Origin of the sequence: Marinimicrobium sp. UBA4509, from assembly GCF_002388575.1 — a bacterium.
Taxonomy (GTDB): Bacteria; Pseudomonadota; Gammaproteobacteria; order Pseudomonadales; family Cellvibrionaceae; genus Marinimicrobium; species Marinimicrobium koreense.
Genome location: NZ_DGMV01000060.1, coordinates 78,611 through 96,513 on the forward strand (window position 1 = coordinate 78,611; position 17,903 = coordinate 96,513).

Genomic DNA, 17,903 nt, shown 5'->3' on the forward strand with positions numbered 1-17,903 from the left:
GGGTGTATTCACTGGTCAGGTTCTGCACGGAAAAATCACTGATGGGCGGCGACACCGATAAGGCGAGATTGTGGCCACCGGGACGGCGCTCGGGCGTCCAGAATTCAAACTCGTCAATACCGCTACCCGGCTCCGCCAGTTGTCGACCGTTGTTCGACACTGCCTCATTTTTACCATTGAAGACAGAGACCAGCCCAGTGACTCGCGATTCAGAGCAGGCAATTTCCAGGCTTTCATCCCCGATAAAGCCAATGAAACCGTACTGATCGGCAGGCAGCGTTTTCGAGAACGTTACCGTCACGTCCTGTTCGCCCGGAGAGACCGCCACCTCGACTTCTTCCAGCACAAGATCCGGAGTGAAGTTCTCCGGTTTGGAGCTGGCCCTCAGTTGTACCGTCAAGCGATTTTCCGCCGCCGATCGGATGCGGCTGCGCACGGTATAGCTCACGCCCTGTTTCATCGGCAACCATTGCGCTGCGGACACAGCCAGGGATCTCCACGGACCGTCGGCCGGCAGTTGTTCCAGCATCAGTTCACTGGACGATTCCAGCGTCGCGCGGCTGAGCAGATTATCGGTCGGTACCGAAGGCACTTGGGGAATAAAATGTCCCATGGCATTGAGCCTGCCATGCAGCATCGCCAGAGGTTCTGTTTCGAGCAGTTCCGTAGGTTGCCACCCGCTTTCCAGACACAGCGCCACCGCCTGTCCGACCGCCTGCCCACCGTGTGCGCAGGTACACATGACGCGTGTGGAACCGAACGCGATATGACTCGCGCTGATAATCCGTCCCGCAAAAAAAAGGTTATCGATGTCCTTGCTGATCATGCTTCGCAACGGAATCTGGTAGACGCCTTTGGAATGAAACTGGCGGCACGGCGCTTTATTGCTGTAAACGCCGTCTCCGGGATGGTGGTCAATCGACCAGCCGCCGTAAGAGATCGCATCGGGAAACGACCTTTGCTCCACCACATCCTGCTGAGTCATCATGTAGAGGCCTTCGAAGCGGCGGCTCTCGCGCTTGCCCGGTATCGTTCCGACCCACTCCAGCGTCAGGTTCTCCACGCCATCAAAGTTGCCGCTGTTCTTGATGTAGTCCCACACGCCGTAGACAACTTTCCAGAGTTCCCACTTGATTTCCTCGGTGTCTTCGATCGTGTTGCAGTTGCCACCGTATTCCAGCCACCAGAGACGCGGCCCGATATCGTCCCGACGAATGCGTTTGATGCGATCCAGCGTCACTTTGTCAATACTGGCAAACGACGGCGGCTCAAAATTCACCGGGCGGCCCACATCCTTGCTGTAAAAGTAAATGGAATGGCCCAGCAGCTCCGTGTCCGCTTTCTCCGGAGCCAGTTTTTCACCGAACTCCTCGCAAGACTCGGCGCCGATCCGGAAAGCGGCCCCTGCCTGAAACGCCACGAGACCGTCACCAGACGCGTCGCAAAAATACTGCCCCTGAACGTCGTAAGTGGTCGAATTCTGCGAACAAAATGCCTGCACGGCGGCAATATGGCGCGTGCCGTCTTTTACCGTGTTGTACACGGCGGTGTTCAGCAACAGTGTAATATTGCTTTCCGCACGAACTTTGTCGAGCAACACGGTATCGAAAATAACGGTATTGCCTTCCGGGTTTCGATACAAGTTTTCCAGCAACAACTCATCGATGATGCCTCCTTCACGGGACCAGCGATTGTTATTACCCATGTGCGAAGTGGCGCCCAGGCTCCAGAGGCGAACTTCGCTGGAGGCATTGCCTCCCAACACGGGCCGATCCTGAATCAGGCACACCGTTTTTCCCGCCCGCGCCGCCGAGATGGCCGCGCAGCAACCGGACAGCCCACCACCGATAACCACCAGCTCTGCGTCAATGCGCTTGATGGTATTTTGGCGCCCCTCGGGCAAAGCATCGTGTAACAACATAATCGTATCCTAACAAAATCAGATCAAACTCATAATGCGTCGCCGCATTGCCCAGCCCGTTGACGAGCAAGCGACGGCTCGCTTTTACGTTCTACTTTTCTTTGAGAACCACTGCAACGGCTTCAGACCCCATAGCGCCGGTACAAAAATCACTACGCCGACCAACAGCGTCGCCAGCCTAGCGGACTCTGCCAACACACCGAGTGCAGCGATCAGCAGCCCAATCATGGCCACGCCCGCCAGCAGTATTCGAACGGCATAACGGTTGGCCTCCACCGAAGTCGCGTCGCCTTCGGTGCTCGCGCTTTGTCCCGCGCGATATTCGAGGTACGCCTCACAGGTCGGATTCGGGGTCTTGCGCCAGGCGTACCACCCCTCAAAACCCAGAAGAAACGCGACCGGCACCGATACGCCCACCAGCATTTCGGCCGACCGGGTTAACGCGTCACCGCCGAGCCACGGCCAACCAAATTTAAGAAAGAGATTGATGGTCAGGCTGCCTATGGTAGTTGTTAAAATGCTAAACCCCGTTTGCCGGCGGGAGAAAATGGCCCAGATCGGCGGCAGGTAAATCGCCGCCCCGGTTAAAGCCGCCACACTCAGGACAACCGACACAATGCCGCCCATGCTCTGAACCAGCAGCGCGACGGTAATGGCCATGCAGCCAAACACCAACGTTGAGAGACGGGCCATCAGCATGACTTCCCGTTCACTGGTCTGCTTTTTGAAATGGCGATAAATATCGTTCGTCCACACGCCCGCCGCAATGTTGATGGTGGTATTCACCGAGCTGGCAGTCGCGAAAATCATGGCGCCGAGAATCAGCCCCAGCAATCCGGCGGGCACCACTTTCTGGCTCATTAATAAGTACGCATCCTCCGCCTGGGTACCCGCCAGAGAGGGGTCCAGAACGCGGTAAACCATTGGCGGGATCATCCAGACCACCGGCGCCAATAAATAGAGCCCGCCGAAAAGCCAGCCCACTTTGCGCGCATCGCGCGGGCTGGATACGCTGGTGTAGCGCTGCACGTATGCCCAGTTCCCTCCAATAAATACAATGTTGTACACCGTGAAAGCCGCGAGAAAAATCAGGTTGTATTCGTCGTTGTGCAGCGCCATAAAGCCCTCGGGCACTTTGTCCAGAAATCCAGACATGCCGCCGACCGCCCCGAGAGACAACGGAACGACGATCACTACGGCCGCGCTGAGCACAGTGAACTGAAGGACATCCGTCACCAGTACCGCCCAGAGCCCGCCCACGGCGGTGTAGGCGATGATGAAAATGCCCAGCGCCAGAATGGCAAGTTCCAACGGCAGTCCTGTGGTCACTTCAATAATTTTCCCCACCGGGTACAGAAACGCGCCCGCCGTGAACAGGTTGATCAGTAAAAACAAGGCCGAAAATTTCCGCTGCACACTGTCGCCCAATCGGCGGGAGATAAATTCCGCCACCGTCAGGGAGCGGGTTTTATTCCACGCGGGCGCAACGACCAGAGCGATGACCAGGCCGGATATCGCCATGGTGGACTGAATCATGACCGACACAAAACCGTCGGCGTAAGCGATAGAACCCCACACCACAAAGGTGCCCACCGAAAAGAAACTCATAAACAGGGAGAGGCCGCTGACCCACCAGGGTACGGCACCCCCCGCTGCGAAAAAGGACTTCATGTTCTTGCCGCTTCTGGAAAACATCATCCCGAGGGCCAGCACCAAAAGCGAAAATAGAAGCGCCACACCGTAATCAAAGCTGTTCACACTCGCGTCTCCCGCCACTCGTTATTGTGAAATCACCAGTGAATGGCACTTGGAAAGCGCAGCACCCACCCAACAATTATGTATCTATTAAAGATATTTGTAAAGCAGGATATTGTCTTTTCTTACCCTGCCAGGGGCTCAACAGAGGCAAAAAAGGGGGAGCTCGAAGCTCCCCGTAAAAGCTCCTGCTCTCAGTGTCCCAGCGTGACCGGGTCGCTTTGTCGCGCGCGACCGTCCACCCCGCGCGTCTCCAGCTCGAACGTTAGACCGGACGCTTCGGACGGCAGCTCCACCGTGAACTCATAGGGGAATTCATCATCCGTCACGGAGCGCTCACGACCCTGCGTGTCGGTATAGCGCAAGGTGGCGGACGCGACCTTGTTGTCGTCATCTCTCAAGTAGATATAAGCGCGCTCGCCGTAACCTCCCAGTTGAATCAACATGGCTCGGGCGTTACCCACGTCAAGCTCCTGATAGTCGTTCTGCGCGATCTCGGGTTGGCCGGTGAAGTTTTGACGGAAGGCGGTTATCGCCGTAGCCCCGTCCACTTTCACCACCGTGACTCCGTGGGGCGCTACCTGCACCTTCAGCGCATCACCACTGACCGAATCGGTTCCGACCAGGCGGTTCTCGCGCCAGCGGGTCACTGAGAGCGAGTCGGCTGTGTCCACCAGGGCTTCGTTCAATTGCACCCGCGCAGAGACGGTTTGGTCGGACTGGTTGGTAAAGGCGATGTACAGTGAGTTGTCTTTAAAGCCGCTGATGTAATTAAGTTCAATATCATCGATAGCCAGCAGTCCTTTCGGCATCCAGAGGTTCACACCCTCTTCACCATAGAATGAGCCCGGCGCGTGACCATAGAACTTGTTTTGCAGATAGGCATAACCCTCGATGTACTCAGAGGGAAAGTTCACTTGACCGTCGGTGCGCACAAACACATCCGTGACTAGGTAATCCAACAACATGGAGGCCATCGGAAGAATGTGGTTGAAGTGGAACGAGTTGACACTCAGCTCCTTGAACGGATGCATCGGGTAGGACTCTTTCATATAGATGTTGGTCCGCGCGGTGTTGATGTGATAACCCGGAAAGTTTTCATAGCGTCCGATGATGGCGGCCTTGGCCACTTCCTGCAAAAAGGTGTCGTCCGCGTAATAGCCAATGCGCAATAGCCAGGGGGCGTAGTTGGCCATAAAGATCGCACGATGCCCCGATGAAGTGCCGGACGACTCAGCCGTCAGACCGATTTCCGATAACAGCCAGGCGTCCACCGCTTCTTCATCGGTGTACATTTGCTGGTGGCCTTTGGACTTAAGGTACCAGTAAATTGGCGCCTTTCCATCTTCATTCACGAGAACTTTCTGATCTGGAATTTTCGGAGCCATCCAGGTGAACATGGTGTAGTGCCGGGCGACTTCGTGCGCCGCATCCAGGTAACGCTGTTCACCGGTAACTTCGTACAACTCTGAAAGCTCGATAAAGCGCGGAGTAAACTGGGTCCAGAAGAAGCCGGCCGGTTCGCTGGCCCCCTTTCCAACACGCGAGGCCAGATAGGCATCAGCGCCTTCCACCGCACGATTCAGATACGTTTCATCCCCGCTGGCTTTATACAGCCACAGCGAGTTCCACCAGGTATCGCCATTCTCTTCAACGTCCAGGTTGCGAATGCGCGTACTGTTGTACTCTTCCTCGGCCAGCTTTATAAAGAAATCATTGGCGCCGCCCAAAATATTGTGTAAAGCGCTCAGTTCGGAAATCGGCGCAATCGGGCCGAACATGTTGCGCGACGGGTTCTGGATTTTCTGCTTCGGGTCCAGACTGAAAAGGAATTTTTCCCGCGAAAGCATATACTCTAGCGTCGGGTAGGCACGGTCTTCAAACATCGCCCGGTTATCGGTGACCAGAGCCAATTCCAACGCATTCAGGCTGGTGACGTTTTTAACGGCACCTGGTACGTCCGTGGAGTACGCTGAACCTTTCAGCTCTTCTTCAAACCACGCGTAATCGGTCAGAGAGTAATCCACGATGTTCTGGAACGTGGTGTTCAATGAGGCAATGCCGTTCTTCCGGTGGTCACGGAAGTCATACAGCTGACGAGCGATCGATTCATAGGTGCCCGTAATGGACTCCGCCTTTTCCGCGATCAGGTGCGAGGTGAAGGAGTAGCGATCACCCGGTTTCATTTCTGATTCAAAGCCACCCAACACCGGAGAGAACAACATCGGCTGAGCATCGCCGTTGGGGTTGCGCAAGGCCACACCAAAGCGGCTATTATCGGCCAGGGGCAGCGGGTCGAATGGAAACTCTTTCGGATCGGCCACCACACCATAGTTCACACCGTCTGCACGCACCAGCGTAGTAGGCAAAGGCGCGCGGTAAGCGAGCGTCAGATAGGAGCGATCCGGAAAGGATTTTTCCTGCCAGATCAGGGGTTGCCAGATTTCTTCTGTACGCTCTGCGGGAAAGGCGGGCGCCCCCATAAAACCGACGGAGAAGAAGCCGGCTTCTTTTGGTTGCAGCGTGAATGACAATGAGGGATACGCACTCTCCAGCGTCAATTCGGCTTTCAGGGAGAATTCTTCGCGGTCCGCAAAGCTCAGATGCAAGGTGTTGCCCACGCGCTCCACGGAATCCGGTTTGACCGCGATCACTCGACCACTGGCAAAATAGTTGGCTGTGCGCGCCTCGGCAGAGCCTTCCAGGATCGACGCGTCGAAACCATCGCCAGCGGTCGCGGCATCACGCTCCACGGCTTCCAGATCGGCTTCGGCGCGATCCACGGCCAGCCAGGTGGGTATATTGTAGGGAGTGTGATCCAAGTTGGCCGGCCGCAGCTGCATATCTGGATTGTCTTCCCGGTACAACACATAGAATTCCAGCGCATACTGATGAGTCTGACCATCGTTGGCGTGTAGCGTGACCGAGTCACGACTGACCGTAGTTCCGACGGTGCTTTCCGCATCCGTTGAGCTTGCCCCCGATCCAAGCTGACAGCCGCAGAGAGCAAAGACGCCTAGCGCGCCCAGTAAGAAATTTCGTAAAGGCATGATTAATCCTCTGAGTATTGACGTACATAGCGTCACAATTCAGTCAGGTTAGGGATAGGCTGAGAGACGGCACCCAAGGCCGGCACCGCCCCTCATGTGAGTCAGAACTTGAAGCTAATGCCCAGCGAATAGCGCCGACCAGTTTCAGCGTAGGTCGCCACATACTGTTCCCAACCCGCATATTCCGACTTCGGTGAATCCAGTAGGTTAACCGCCTGAAACTCCATGGACATTGAGTCTGTCAGGTAATACTTGATCGACGCATCTAGAGATGGTTCGCCCTTATTAAGGATAGCGGTAGCTCCTGCAAAACCCAGACGATCAAAATAGTCATCTCGCCAGTTGTACAGCAGTCGTGAACTCAGCTTGTCGTCCTCGTAATACAGCTGAATGTTAACGCTATTCTCAGACACCCCCTGTAGACCAATCGGATCACCGGTGCGAGGGTCAATTTCATCGGTGGTGTTTTCAAGATATGTGTAGTTAATGGACGTTCCCGTATTCCCCAGAAAACCAGGGAGATCCCGAAAGTTATGCTGAAAGGCCAGCTCCATTCCCTTGATCTCGCCGCCTGTACCATTTACTTGCGTGCGGATTGCGAAGATCTGGTCTCCATAGCCGGGAATAGTTCCGGGTTCTGTGACATTGAGTATCTGGCGGTCCAGGGAATTGTAGAATAGGGCCATAGCCAACGCCGAATTTTCGGAAAAATACCATTCCAGCGAGGCATCGTATTTCGTACCACGCTGAGGCTTGAGGTCGGGATTTGGCAGTGAGGCAGAGGACCCCTCCGATTCATCCTGAGGCGTTTCGGGATCATCTTCAATCAGGTTAACCCTTCCTGTGGCGCCCAACACTCGAGTATCAGGACGCGCAATAGATTCACTTACGCCCAAACGGAGCACAAGATCTTCCGTCAAATCCCTTTTGGCTATCAAACTTGGCAACAAGTCCTGATAGCTTCCCTCTTCTTCATAGGGCTCGTACTCAGCCCCTACGAGAGCATAGTTATTGACCGTGGTGGAGGTATCCGAGTAGCGTACCCCGAAGTTACCTGTCCACCCCCACGCTTCGAAATCGGCACGTGCGTAATAGGAAAGGATAGAATCCTCAACCTCAGAATCCATATTCGGAAATCGTGAGACAGGAGCGTCGTAGAATGCGTCGGAGAAACCAAAACCACCTCCGCCAATCCTATCTGTATCCACAACAACGATCTGATTTGGCACGTTGGCTCCAGAACCAGACAACACATCAGACGTATCTACCGTCACTGCTGCATTCTGTAGCCAGTCGGCATCAGGCACTGCCGTATTTCCTAGCCCCGCGCGTGTAAGACTCGTGACTTCAGCATTATCATAGGGTGAGACTCCATACTTGCCATACTCCGCAGTAACCGCAGTAATGGAAGAGTAGCGGAGGCCGGCCTTAATTGAAGTGAAGAATCCTTCCATCGGATAGGTTGCATCAAGCCGGAAGGAATCTTCTGATGCTTCATTAATGTTTCGAGAGTCGTAGAAGGTCGACGCAGTAAAATCATCGGGATTCGATAGATCCGGGATCTCCACCGAGGCTATATCGGTAGCTCGAATATCAAAGTTTATCGGAACTCCAGACCCGTCCTCACCATATGTATACAACTGGATGAACTGCTGGTCCCGAGTAGTTTCGGACTCACCGAAAGCGTATTCAGCAAATACTTCCAAGCCGCTTTCGCCCACCCATGCCACGTTCAAACCGCCAGTCAGGAAGCTGTCTGCTCCCTGATACCGCTCGTGATTGCTTTCCACTTTGGTATTCAGGGTGCCGGCGACCCGGGCATCATTTTCGTCCACCACAATGGTGCCCGGATCATAGTTGTCGAGCGTCTTATCCAGAATAATGCCCGCCCAAGAGCGTGAACGTGCGTAATCGTACTCGGCATAAAGAAGATCGGCATTGAAGTCGAGATTGTCCGCTGGCTTCCACTGGAAGGAGCCGTTTACGGCGGATTTTTCTCGATCTTCCTCCTTGCGCTGATATCGCAAATCGTACTGGTAATAGTAGGGGTCGGTAATATCGAGTACGTTGTTATCTGGATTCGAGTACGGAGGACCCTGGCGCCAGTCACCATTGCTATAAAAACGATCCTCGGTTATCGGGCGGTCCTCGTGCACTACGCCAAACATCACACCCATGGTGTCATTTGCGAAAGAGTTACTGGCCTGCGCCGAGAGCTTGACCCCTTGATCGTCATTCAGACTAGAGTGTGTTCCCTCGACTGAAGCTCCACCCCAAAATCCTTTTCGATCCAGTGGCTTACGGGTCTTGATGTCGATAGTACCGCCAAGCGCCCCGTCAGTCATATCGGCTGTCAATACTTTAGTGGTTCTGACTGAGCCGACAATCTCTGAGGGGAAATAATTCATAATGCCTGCATTGGTTCCACGACCAAACGGGCTCAAAAGGGTGCGACCATTCACTTCCACCCGGTTGTTTCGAATACCTCGGATAGTGACATTGACGCCCTCCCCATCTTCCCGCTCCACCTGAATCCCGGGAACGCGCTGTAATGTCTCGGCCAGATTGTCATCTGGCAGCTTGCCGATATCCTCAGCCACAATAACGTCAATGAAGGTGTCAGCTTCCCTTTTTCGATCCAAGTTCTCACTCAAACTACCCCTAATTCCTTTAACTACGACCTCTTCTAGTAGTGTTGAAGAACTTTCATCGTCGGGGGTACTGCCGGACTGCTGCCCAAACGAGGTGCTCCCGAATCCCGCCAGCAATATTGTGCTCATTACTTGGGCTAGAACTTTTTTTTGAAATAGTTGTACCGTCATAACAGGCTCTCCTAATTCATATCTTTATTCGTATATTGAGTCCCGCTGCTTCCGTTAATGCTAAACACCGGGAAGAAGAACAGCCACAGAATATTGCAGCTCGAGGCCATTATGTAGCTACAATAGATACATTGTCAATGATAAGATCTATATTAGATATAGATTAAATTTTTATTAATTATTCTTATTTGATAGTTTCTTCTTTTTTTTCGTGCAAAAAGCTACATCTCTCAACACAAGCTGAGCACGCAAATGGGTATTTAGAGGGAAATATGGGGGGGGTTAGCTTGGGAGGTTATCGTATATGACTTTCGATTTCTGCCGCTTTTCCTCGTAGTGCCGTCACCAGCTCCGCAGTTCGTTCTTCGGGAATGTCGCCTGATAAAGCAATAGCACTATGAGCCGGCTCTCCGATATTCAAAGCCAATGTCACGGCGCCTTCAGGCAAGTGGGTTTGGTAGCTTGTTCGAACCCTGACATAACCACGCTCTCGGATTTCTTCAAGCTTCGCATGCAATGAATCTATGCCATCAGGAAAGCCTGGAATTTCTTTACCTTGATATAGGTGAGTCACCTCATCCCCTTCCTTTTGGGACAGCAAAGAAAGTCCCACCCCTGAAGCAGTTGCAGGAAAGTAGCCAAGGCGCCCCAAAGCCTCTATAGAACTCAACCCCGGGAGTGCATGATAAACATAGGTCACTTTGTCTCTCCAAAGCACCCCCATTGCCACCACCATATCGTAGGTTCGTAACTCTTCAAGAGGCTTTACCGCATAAGAAACCATGTGAGAAGCAAACAAACTCTGCGCGGCAAGCACATGCATCGCGGGCCCGACTGTGTACTTGCGGTCTGACGTTTTACGCACAAATCCGGCATAAGCCAGAGTTCTCAGCAAACGATTGACCCTTGTAGTATCCAGCTCCAAGAACCTGGCCAACTCCCGACAACCAACCGGACGATCAAATGACGCAACCGCCTGCAAAGTCTCAATGCCGTCAAGAACACTCATGTTTAGTTGAGTGCCATAAGATTTAAGCTTGCGCTCCAAGTAATCCTGATCGGTCATAAAGTTGATATCCTAAGAGTGACGCGTTTTATCAGCCCCAAGAGACTGCACTCTAGACATTATACCGTCAACAGTACCGCCAGGGGTTTCAACTGGCAATGGATTTTACCGGACGCTAACGGATGAAAAGAAACAAAAAAGCCCCGCAGGGCTTGGCTTTTGAACGATACCGGACGGTATCGGATGCCGAAATGGTGCTCACCGGTTTGCCGGGAGTAAACGGGCACGGCGAAGGTGGCCGAAGGCCAAGCCCCTGGGCCCTTTCGGACTTCCTGTCCTTCGCGGCACTAACGCGGCCCTGCATTTCGGATGCGCCGAGCCCACGCCGGCCCCTGGTCCAGACTGGCACACATAAAAAAAGGCCCTCCGCGTAGCGGAGAGCCTTTTTCAGTATGGTGCCCAAGGCCGGACTTGAACCGGCACGGCTTGCGCCACTACCCCCTCAAGATAGCGTGTCTACCAATTCCACCACTTGGGCATATAAGGGGTCAAACTAACTGTTTTCTAAACGGCTGATTACTCAGCCGGTACTTCTGGAACCTCGTCCGCGCTGCTTTCTTCTTCCACGGCCGGGACTTCAGAGTCTTGCGCGGCCGGGGCTGACTGTTCTACCGCTGACGGAATGTCGCTGTCGATACCGACGCCGGCTTTGTTTTTGGCAATGATGGCCAAGCCAAAGCTGGTGGCGAAGAAAACTACGGCGCAAATGCCGGTCATGCGGGTGAAAAAGCCACCGCTGCCCTGACTGCCGAACACGGTCTGGGAGGCGCCGGAGCCGAAGGAGGCGCCGGCAACCGCACCCTTACCCTGCTGAAGCAGGATCAGAGCGATAATGGCCAGGGCGGTCAGAATGTGTACAACGAGAACGAGTGTTTCCATGGTGTTTCGTCTCTACTCTTTAAAACGTAGCGTATTCGATACGCTGCTTCAAAGCCCCGCCCTCAGGCGGCGGCTCTGCAAATGGCGACAAAATCGTCGGCGTTCAGGGAAGCGCCTCCGAGCAAGGCTCCGTCAATGTCCGGCATTGCGAACAGTTGCTCGGCGTTGCCCGGCTTGACGCTGCCCCCGTACAAAATCTGCGTTTTAGCACCCAGTTCGCCCAACTCGGCGCGAATAAAGCGGTGTACTTCTTCCGCCTGTTCGGGACTGGCAGTTTTCCCGGTGCCTACCGCCCATACCGGTTCGTAGGCCACCACCGCACGCGCAAATGCTTCCAGGCCAACGCGATTGACCACGGCCAGCAATTGTTGGCCAATGGTTTCCAGCGCTTTGCCGGCATCCCGTTCCTGTTCGGACTCACCGACACAGAGAATGGGAATCAGGCCCGCTTGCTGAGCCGCGTGAAACTTTTCCGCGACCTGGTCGCTGGTTTCACCCTGCATCCGGCGCCGCTCATTGTGACCCACGATCACGTAGCGGCATCCAAGATCAGCCAGCATGGTACCGGACACTTCCCCGGTGTGCGCGCCGTTGGCGTGTTCGCTGACCGTCTGTGCCCCCAGTTCAACGGGGCTTCCGGACAGTGCTTCAGCGGCTTGGCTGAGGTAAACGTAGGGCGGGCACAGGGCCGTTTCCACATTTTCCGCACCCTGCCACTGGGCGGTAATGCCGTTCAGCAGTAAGGCGTTCTCGGCCAGACTGCCGTTCATTTTCCAGTTGCCAACGACCAGGCGTTGGCGGCTGTGTCTCTCGCTCAAGGGGTCCCCCTTAAAGCGGGCGCCAATGTTAGCGAAGTTGGGCATAACATACAATCCCAAATCGCGCTCTGACCCCGCTTTTCTCTCATGTTGGTTGATGGGTCTCGTGTTGCTCTCTTTTTCAGTGTAGCGGCTCTTCTAGTTGAGAGCCTTTTCTACCGTAGCGGCCAACTCCTGGCACAGTTCCTTGACCTTTGCTTTGTCTTCCCCTTCTACCATGACCCGTACCACCGGCTCGGTACCGGAGGGGCGCAGCAGCACCCGGCCGGTGCCGGCCAGCTTGTCCTCGACGCTGGCGACCGCCGCCTTAATGGTGGCGTCCTTATCCAGATCGATCTGCCGGGAGCGGTGCACGTTGATCATGGTCTGAGGCATTTTATTCATGCCTTTTTTGATTTTATTCAATGATTCGCCCATGGTAGTGAGCGCTAACAATACTTGCAGGGCGGAAATAATCCCGTCTCCGGTCGTGGTGACGTTGCTGCAGACGATATGCCCCGAGGATTCGCCGCCCAGCGTCCAGCCGTTCTGACGCATTTTTTCGATCACGTAGCGGTCACCCACCTTGGCCCGCTCGAAAGGCACGCCAATTTTCTTCAGGCCCAACTCGAGCCCGAAGTTGCTCATCAGGGTGCCGGCCACGCCGTCGCAGCCACCGCTATAACGGTGCTGGTAATCGGCAATGATGTAGAGCAGCTCATCGCCATCGACAATCTCGCCCCGGTGGTCCACGAACATCACCCGGTCGCCATCGCCGTCGAAGGCAATGCCGAGGTCCGCCCCCAGCTCCATGACTTTCTCTTTCAACAGATCGGTTTTGGTGGAGCCACAACCGCGATTGATGTTGGTGCCATTGGGGTCCGTGGCGACCGGAATCACCTTGGCCCCCAACTCGCTGAACACGCTCGGCGCAATGTGGTAGGTGGCGCCATTGGCGCAGTCCACCACAATCTGCAGCCCCTGCAGACTGAAACCCCAGGGCATGGTGCCCTTGCAGAACTCGATATAGCGGCCCGAGGCATCCTCGATACGGCGCGCCTTGCCCAACCGCTCTGCGGTGGTCATGGGCTGGTTCAGTTGCTCTTCGATGGCCAGCTCAACGTCATCGGGCAGTTTGGTGCCGTTGCCACTGAAAAACTTGATGCCATTATCGGTGTAGGCGTTGTGGGAGGCACTGATCACGATACCGGCCTGGGCCTGGAAGGTCCGGGTCAGGTAGGCAATGCCCGGGGTGGGCATGGGACCGAGCAGGCCGACATCCACACCGGCATTGATCAACCCCGCCTGCAGGGCGGATTCAAACATGTAGCCCGAGATCCGGGTGTCCTTGCCAATCAGAATCATATTCGGGCCGGAGAAGCGGTCCACCAGTACCCGACCGGCAGCCCAGCCCAGTTTGAGCATGAAGTCAGGCGTGATGGGAGGCTCGCCGACCTGCCCACGAATACCGTCGGTACCAAAATACTGTCGCGCCATAGGATCCTTGCTCCCGCTCAAATGCTTTACTGGTTAATGGGTAGACGGCGAGTCGGCGGCTGACGCATCGGTCGAAAGCGCCGCCAGGACTGCCAGAACATCATGAGTGGGCGCCACATCGTGCACCCGGATAATACAGGCACCGCGCTGAGCGGCGGCCATCGCCAGAGCCAGGCTGCCGGGTAAGCGCTCACTGACTTCGCGCCCCAGAAGGTGCCCCAGCATGGACTTGCGGGACATGCCCACCAACACCGGGTACCCCAGGGCTTGGAATTCACCCAGGCGGCGCAGCAGGGCCAGGTTGTGCTCCAGGGTTTTTCCGAAGCCAAACCCCGGATCGAGCAGAATCCGCTCGGCGCCGATCCCGGCAGCCTTGCAGGCGGACACCCGCTGGAGGAGAAAGTCTTTAACCTCTTCCACCGGGTCCTGGTATTGGGGTCGCTCTTGCATGGTCTCGGGAGTGCCCTGCATATGCATCAGGCACACCGGCAGCCCGGTGTCGGCGGCGGCGGCCAGAGCACCCTCGCGCTGCAATGCGCGCACATCATTGATCAGCCCGGCACCCGCTCGGGCCGATTCACGAATGACCGCTGGGTTACTGGTATCGACCGACACCAGGGCGCCCAGTTCACCGGCCACCGCTTCCACGACCGGAATCACCCGGTCCAGCTCTTCCTGTTCACTGACCGGCGTTGACCCCGGGCGGGTCGATTCCCCTCCTACGTCGATGATCTCGGCGCCTTCATCCAGCATCTGCTGGGCTCGCCGTCGGGCCAGGTCCAGCGACAGCTGGCCCGCCTGATAGTAACTTCCACCATCAGAGAAAGAGTCCGGCGTGGTATTGAGAACCCCCATCAGACAGGGTCGGGATAGGTCCAGACTGTGGGCGCCAAAACGCATGGGCGGTGATTCCAACTGGTTGGGCGATATTGGGTGTTGAGCGGGCGGGGAAAAACAAATCCCCGGCGCAATGGCCGGGGATTATAACAGACTGATGACTCAATGCCGCCGGGAGCGGTCAGTGGTCTTCGGCGGGACCACCGATGGGCTTGTCTTTGCCTTCACCCTCGGCGCCTTTGCCGTCTGACTTGCCATCGGCTTCGCCACCCTTGCCTTTGAGGTGGCCATTGAAATCGTCGTCGTGCCAGTCGCGCGGCGGACGCACCTTGCGGCGAGCCATCAGGTCGTCGACCTGCTCGGAGTCGATGGTCTCATACTCCATCAGCGCGTCTTTCATCGCCTCCAGGATATCCCGGTTGTCATGCAGAATCTGCTCGGCGCGCTTGTAGCACTCATCAATGATTCGGCGGACTTCCTGGTCAATCATCTTGGAGGTTTCGCCGGAGTAGTTGGCCGAGCCGGTGCCCGGCATCATGCCTTCGTCCTCACCGTAGTGCAGAGGACCGAGCTTTTCCGACAGACCCCACTTGGTCACCATATTGCGTGCCAGCTCGGTGGCCCGCTCAATATCGTTGGACGCGCCGGTGGTGATGCCTTCGGCGCCCAGAGTCATATCTTCGGCAATCCGGCCACCAAACAGGGTGCAGATGCTGGACTCAATGGCCCGGCGGCTCATGCTGTACTTGTCGCCCTCGGGCAGGAACTGGGTGACACCCAGGGCCCGGCCACGGGGAATGATGGTCACTTTGTGGATGGGATCGTGCTCGGGCACGATCTTGCCCACAATGGCATGGCCCGCTTCGTGGTAGGCGGTGTTTTCCTTTTCTTTCTCGCTCATCACCATGGAGCGACGCTCGGCGCCCATCATGATCTTGTCACGCGCTTTCTCAAACTCCTCCATGGTCACCAGGCGCTTATTGCCACGGGCCGCGAACAGGGCCGCCTCGTTCACCAGGTTGGCCAGGTCCGCACCGGAGAAACCGGGGGTGCCTCGGGCGATCACATTGGCCTCGACACGCTCATCGATGGGGACTTTGCGCATATGCACTTTCAGGATCTGCTCGCGGCCGCGGATATCCGGCAGGCCGACGACCACCTGGCGGTCGAAACGGCCCGGGCGCAGCAGGGCTTTGTCGAGCACGTCCGGACGGTTGGTGGCGGCGATGACGATCACGCCTTCATTGCCTTCAAAACCGTCCATTTCCACCAGCAACTGGTTCAGAGTCTGTTCGCGCTCGTCGTGACCGCCGCCGTGGCCACCGCCACGATGACGACCAACGGCATCAATCTCATCAATAAAGATGATGCAGGGCGCCTGCTTCTTGGCCTGGTCGAACATGTCGCGGACCCGAGACGCACCCACACCGACGAACATTTCGACGAAATCCGAACCGGAAATCGAGAAGAAAGGCACTTTTGCCTCACCGGCAATGGCCTTGGCCAGCAGCGTCTTACCGGTACCGGGCGGGCCCGCCATCAGTACACCCCGGGGGATCTGGCCACCCAGGCGCTGGAATTTGGAGGGATCGCGCAGGTATTCCACCAGCTCGCTGACTTCTTCTTTGGCTTCATCCACCCCGGCCACATCGGAAAAGGTGGTTTTGACCTGGTCTTCGCCGAGCAGCTTGGCTTTGCTCTTGCCAAAGCTCATGGGGCCGCCTTTGCCGCCCCCCATGCCCCCTTGCATCTGGCGCATGAAGAACAGGAATACGGCAATGATGATCAGAATCGGGAAACTGGCCACTAACAGCTGATGCCACAGGCTGGGGCGCTCCGGCTCCTTGTTACGCACCGTCACGTTGGAGTTCAGCAGGTCGTCCATCAGTTTGGGGTCGCCAATCTGGGGCAGCGTGGTCTGGAAGGTGCTGCCGTCAGAATAGGTGCCCTGGACCTTCAGGCCCTGCAGGGTGACTTCCCGGACCTGCTCGCTCTTGACCGAGCGCACGAAGTCCGAGTAGCTGAGGGTCTCGCTACTGGCGGGCTGATTGAATCCCTGGAACACCGTGAACAGCACGGCGGCGATGATCAGCCACAGGATGAGATTTTTGGTCATGTCGTTCAAGGAGATACCCTCGTTTTGTACAACAAATCAGTGACAGTATAGAGCCCATAAGCGCATCAATACCAATAAACGCACCCTATGAGGCAATAGATCAGCCGGGGCCTCAACCTTTGAAGCCCCGGGCGACCAGATACACCTCCCGGGAGCGGGCCCGGGAGGCGTCGGGTTTGCGCACTGCCACCTTGGTAAAGGCGTCGCGCGTGTCCTGCAGCAGGGGGTCAAAGCCCTCGCCGTGGAACACTTTGGCAACAAAATGCCCGCCAGGTTTCAACACCTGCCGGGCCATATCCAGTGCCAGCTCCACCAGATAGATGGCGGCGGGCTGGTCAACGGCATTCATACCACTCATGTTGGGGGCCATATCGGAGATTACAAGGTCCGCCTTCTGCCCACCGAGCGCGGCCAGCAGCTGCTCCAGCACCGCTTCCTCGGTAAAGTCACCCTGGATAAACTCGACCCCGGCAATGCTGTCCATGGGCAGAATGTCCGACGCCAGCACCATGCCCTTGTCGCCCACCCGATCGGCGGCCACCTGAGACCAACCACCCGGCGCCGACCCCAGGTCGACCACGCTCATCCCGGGCTTGAACAGTTTGTCCTTCTTGTCTAGCTCGATCAGCTTATAGCTGGCGCGGGAGCGATAGCCGTCCTTCTGGGACTGTTTGACGTAAGGGTCGCTGAAGTGCTCGTCCAGCCAACGGTTGCTGCTTTTGGATCTGGCCATGATGATTCCGGGAGAGATGCGTTACAATGAGAGGCTTTTTCACCCAAACGATTTGAAGGTATTGTCATGCCGCTAAGCGCCGACCGCAAGAAACAATTCCGTGCCCTGGGGCACAACCTGAAGCCAATTGTCACCCTGGGCGACAACGGCCTGAGCGACGGGGTCCGCGCCGAGCTGAACCGGGCGTTGGATGATCATGAGCTGATCAAGGTCAAGATTGCCGTGGCCGAGCGGGACGACCGCAAGCTGCTGCTTGATGAGCTGGCGGCCATGCCCGGTGTGGAGCTGGTTCAGCAGGTGGGCAAGATGGCGCTGCTGTACCGGGCGAATCCGAAGCCGAATCCGAAATTGTCGAATTTGTTGCGGTGAGTTCACGGCGTCGGGGTTGGGTTACGGCGGATGCGGCCTTTGGCCTTATCCGCCCTACGCA

Annotated in this window: 12 protein-coding genes and 1 tRNA gene; 1 reads left to right on the plus strand and 12 read right to left on the minus strand. The window is 56.2% G+C overall.

Features of this window, described 5'->3' with window-relative positions; all coding sequences use genetic code 11:
* The 12 genes from B3520_RS11695 to rlmE all read right to left on the minus strand — a co-directional run.
* A partial coding sequence (locus B3520_RS11695; RefSeq protein WP_286876104.1) for an FAD-dependent oxidoreductase occupies positions 1-1,921 on the minus strand: 1,921 nt, incomplete at its 3' end.
* A gap of 84 nt (positions 1,922-2,005) precedes the next feature.
* Entirely contained in the window at positions 2,006-3,619 is a 1,614-nt protein-coding gene (locus B3520_RS11700) for a sodium:solute symporter family protein (RefSeq protein WP_286903406.1), read from the minus strand.
* Positions 3,620-3,870: 251 nt separating this feature from the next.
* Positions 3,871-6,726, minus strand: coding sequence for a hypothetical protein (locus B3520_RS11705; protein WP_286806555.1), 2,856 nt, complete (start codon positions 6,724-6,726; stop codon positions 3,871-3,873).
* A 101-nt stretch (positions 6,727-6,827) separates the two neighbouring features.
* A complete protein-coding gene (locus B3520_RS11710; RefSeq protein ID WP_286806554.1) occupies positions 6,828-9,548 on the minus strand; it encodes a TonB-dependent receptor in 2,721 nt (906 codons plus the stop codon).
* A 295-nt stretch (positions 9,549-9,843) separates the two neighbouring features.
* Positions 9,844-10,614, minus strand: coding sequence for an IclR family transcriptional regulator (locus B3520_RS11715; protein WP_286806553.1), 771 nt, complete (start codon positions 10,612-10,614; stop codon positions 9,844-9,846).
* Between the two features lie 393 nt (positions 10,615-11,007).
* A tRNA-Leu gene (locus B3520_RS11720) sits at positions 11,008-11,092 on the minus strand.
* Positions 11,093-11,130: 38 nt separating this feature from the next.
* Positions 11,131-11,493 carry a preprotein translocase subunit SecG gene (gene secG / locus B3520_RS11725; RefSeq protein WP_123639006.1) on the minus strand — a complete coding sequence of 121 codons (363 nt, stop codon included), beginning with the start codon at positions 11,491-11,493 and terminating at the stop codon, positions 11,131-11,133.
* A 62-nt stretch (positions 11,494-11,555) separates the two neighbouring features.
* The gene (gene tpiA, locus B3520_RS11730) at positions 11,556-12,356 is read right to left on the minus strand and encodes a triose-phosphate isomerase (RefSeq protein ID WP_286806552.1); all 801 of its coding nucleotides are present in this window, start codon (positions 12,354-12,356) and stop codon (positions 11,556-11,558) included.
* A gap of 93 nt (positions 12,357-12,449) precedes the next feature.
* Positions 12,450-13,787: a phosphoglucosamine mutase gene (glmM, locus tag B3520_RS11735; RefSeq protein WP_286806550.1), complete on the minus strand. Its 1,338-nt coding sequence runs from the start codon at positions 13,785-13,787 to the stop codon at positions 12,450-12,452.
* Positions 13,788-13,820: 33 nt separating this feature from the next.
* The gene (gene folP / locus B3520_RS11740) at positions 13,821-14,687 is read right to left on the minus strand and encodes a dihydropteroate synthase (protein WP_286806549.1); all 867 of its coding nucleotides are present in this window, start codon (positions 14,685-14,687) and stop codon (positions 13,821-13,823) included.
* Positions 14,688-14,805: 118 nt separating this feature from the next.
* Positions 14,806-16,740: an ATP-dependent zinc metalloprotease FtsH gene (gene ftsH, locus B3520_RS11745; RefSeq protein WP_051174481.1), complete on the minus strand. Its 1,935-nt coding sequence runs from the start codon at positions 16,738-16,740 to the stop codon at positions 14,806-14,808.
* Positions 16,741-16,852: 112 nt separating this feature from the next.
* On the minus strand, positions 16,853-17,473 hold the full coding sequence (gene rlmE / locus B3520_RS11750) for a 23S rRNA (uridine(2552)-2'-O)-methyltransferase RlmE (protein WP_286806546.1): 621 nt from the start codon (positions 17,471-17,473) through the stop codon (positions 16,853-16,855).
* 66 nt (positions 17,474-17,539) lie between these two features.
* Here rlmE and B3520_RS11755 point away from each other — a divergent pair, with 66 nt between their 5' ends.
* Entirely contained in the window at positions 17,540-17,842 is a 303-nt protein-coding gene (locus B3520_RS11755; RefSeq protein ID WP_286806544.1) for a YhbY family RNA-binding protein, read from the plus strand.
* The last annotated feature ends 61 nt before the right edge of the window (positions 17,843-17,903 follow it).

What these genes read in the sequence shown, in the direction of transcription:
- B3520_RS11700 (WP_286903406.1), bottom strand. Translation starts at nt 3,619, where the DNA reads ATGATGTTTTCCAGAAGCGGCAAGAACATGAAGTCCTTTTTCGCAGCG.
- B3520_RS11705 (WP_286806555.1), bottom strand. Translation starts at nt 6,726, where the DNA reads ATGCCTTTACGAAATTTCTTACTGGGCGCGCTAGGCGTCTTTGCTCTC.
- B3520_RS11710 (WP_286806554.1), bottom strand. Translation starts at nt 9,548, where the DNA reads ATGACGGTACAACTATTTCAAAAAAAAGTTCTAGCCCAAGTAATGAGC.
- B3520_RS11715 (WP_286806553.1), bottom strand. Translation starts at nt 10,614, where the DNA reads ATGACCGATCAGGATTACTTGGAGCGCAAGCTTAAATCTTATGGCACT.
- secG (WP_123639006.1), bottom strand. Translation starts at nt 11,493, where the DNA reads ATGGAAACACTCGTTCTCGTTGTACACATTCTGACCGCCCTGGCCATT.
- tpiA (WP_286806552.1), bottom strand. Translation starts at nt 12,356, where the DNA reads ATGCCCAACTTCGCTAACATTGGCGCCCGCTTTAAGGGGGACCCCTTG.
- glmM (WP_286806550.1), bottom strand. Translation starts at nt 13,787, where the DNA reads ATGGCGCGACAGTATTTTGGTACCGACGGTATTCGTGGGCAGGTCGGC.
- folP (WP_286806549.1), bottom strand. Translation starts at nt 14,687, where the DNA reads ATGCGTTTTGGCGCCCACAGTCTGGACCTATCCCGACCCTGTCTGATG.
- ftsH (WP_051174481.1), bottom strand. Translation starts at nt 16,740, where the DNA reads ATGACCAAAAATCTCATCCTGTGGCTGATCATCGCCGCCGTGCTGTTC.
- rlmE (WP_286806546.1), bottom strand. Translation starts at nt 17,473, where the DNA reads ATGGCCAGATCCAAAAGCAGCAACCGTTGGCTGGACGAGCACTTCAGC.
- B3520_RS11755 (WP_286806544.1), top strand. Translation starts at nt 17,540, where the DNA reads ATGCCGCTAAGCGCCGACCGCAAGAAACAATTCCGTGCCCTGGGGCAC.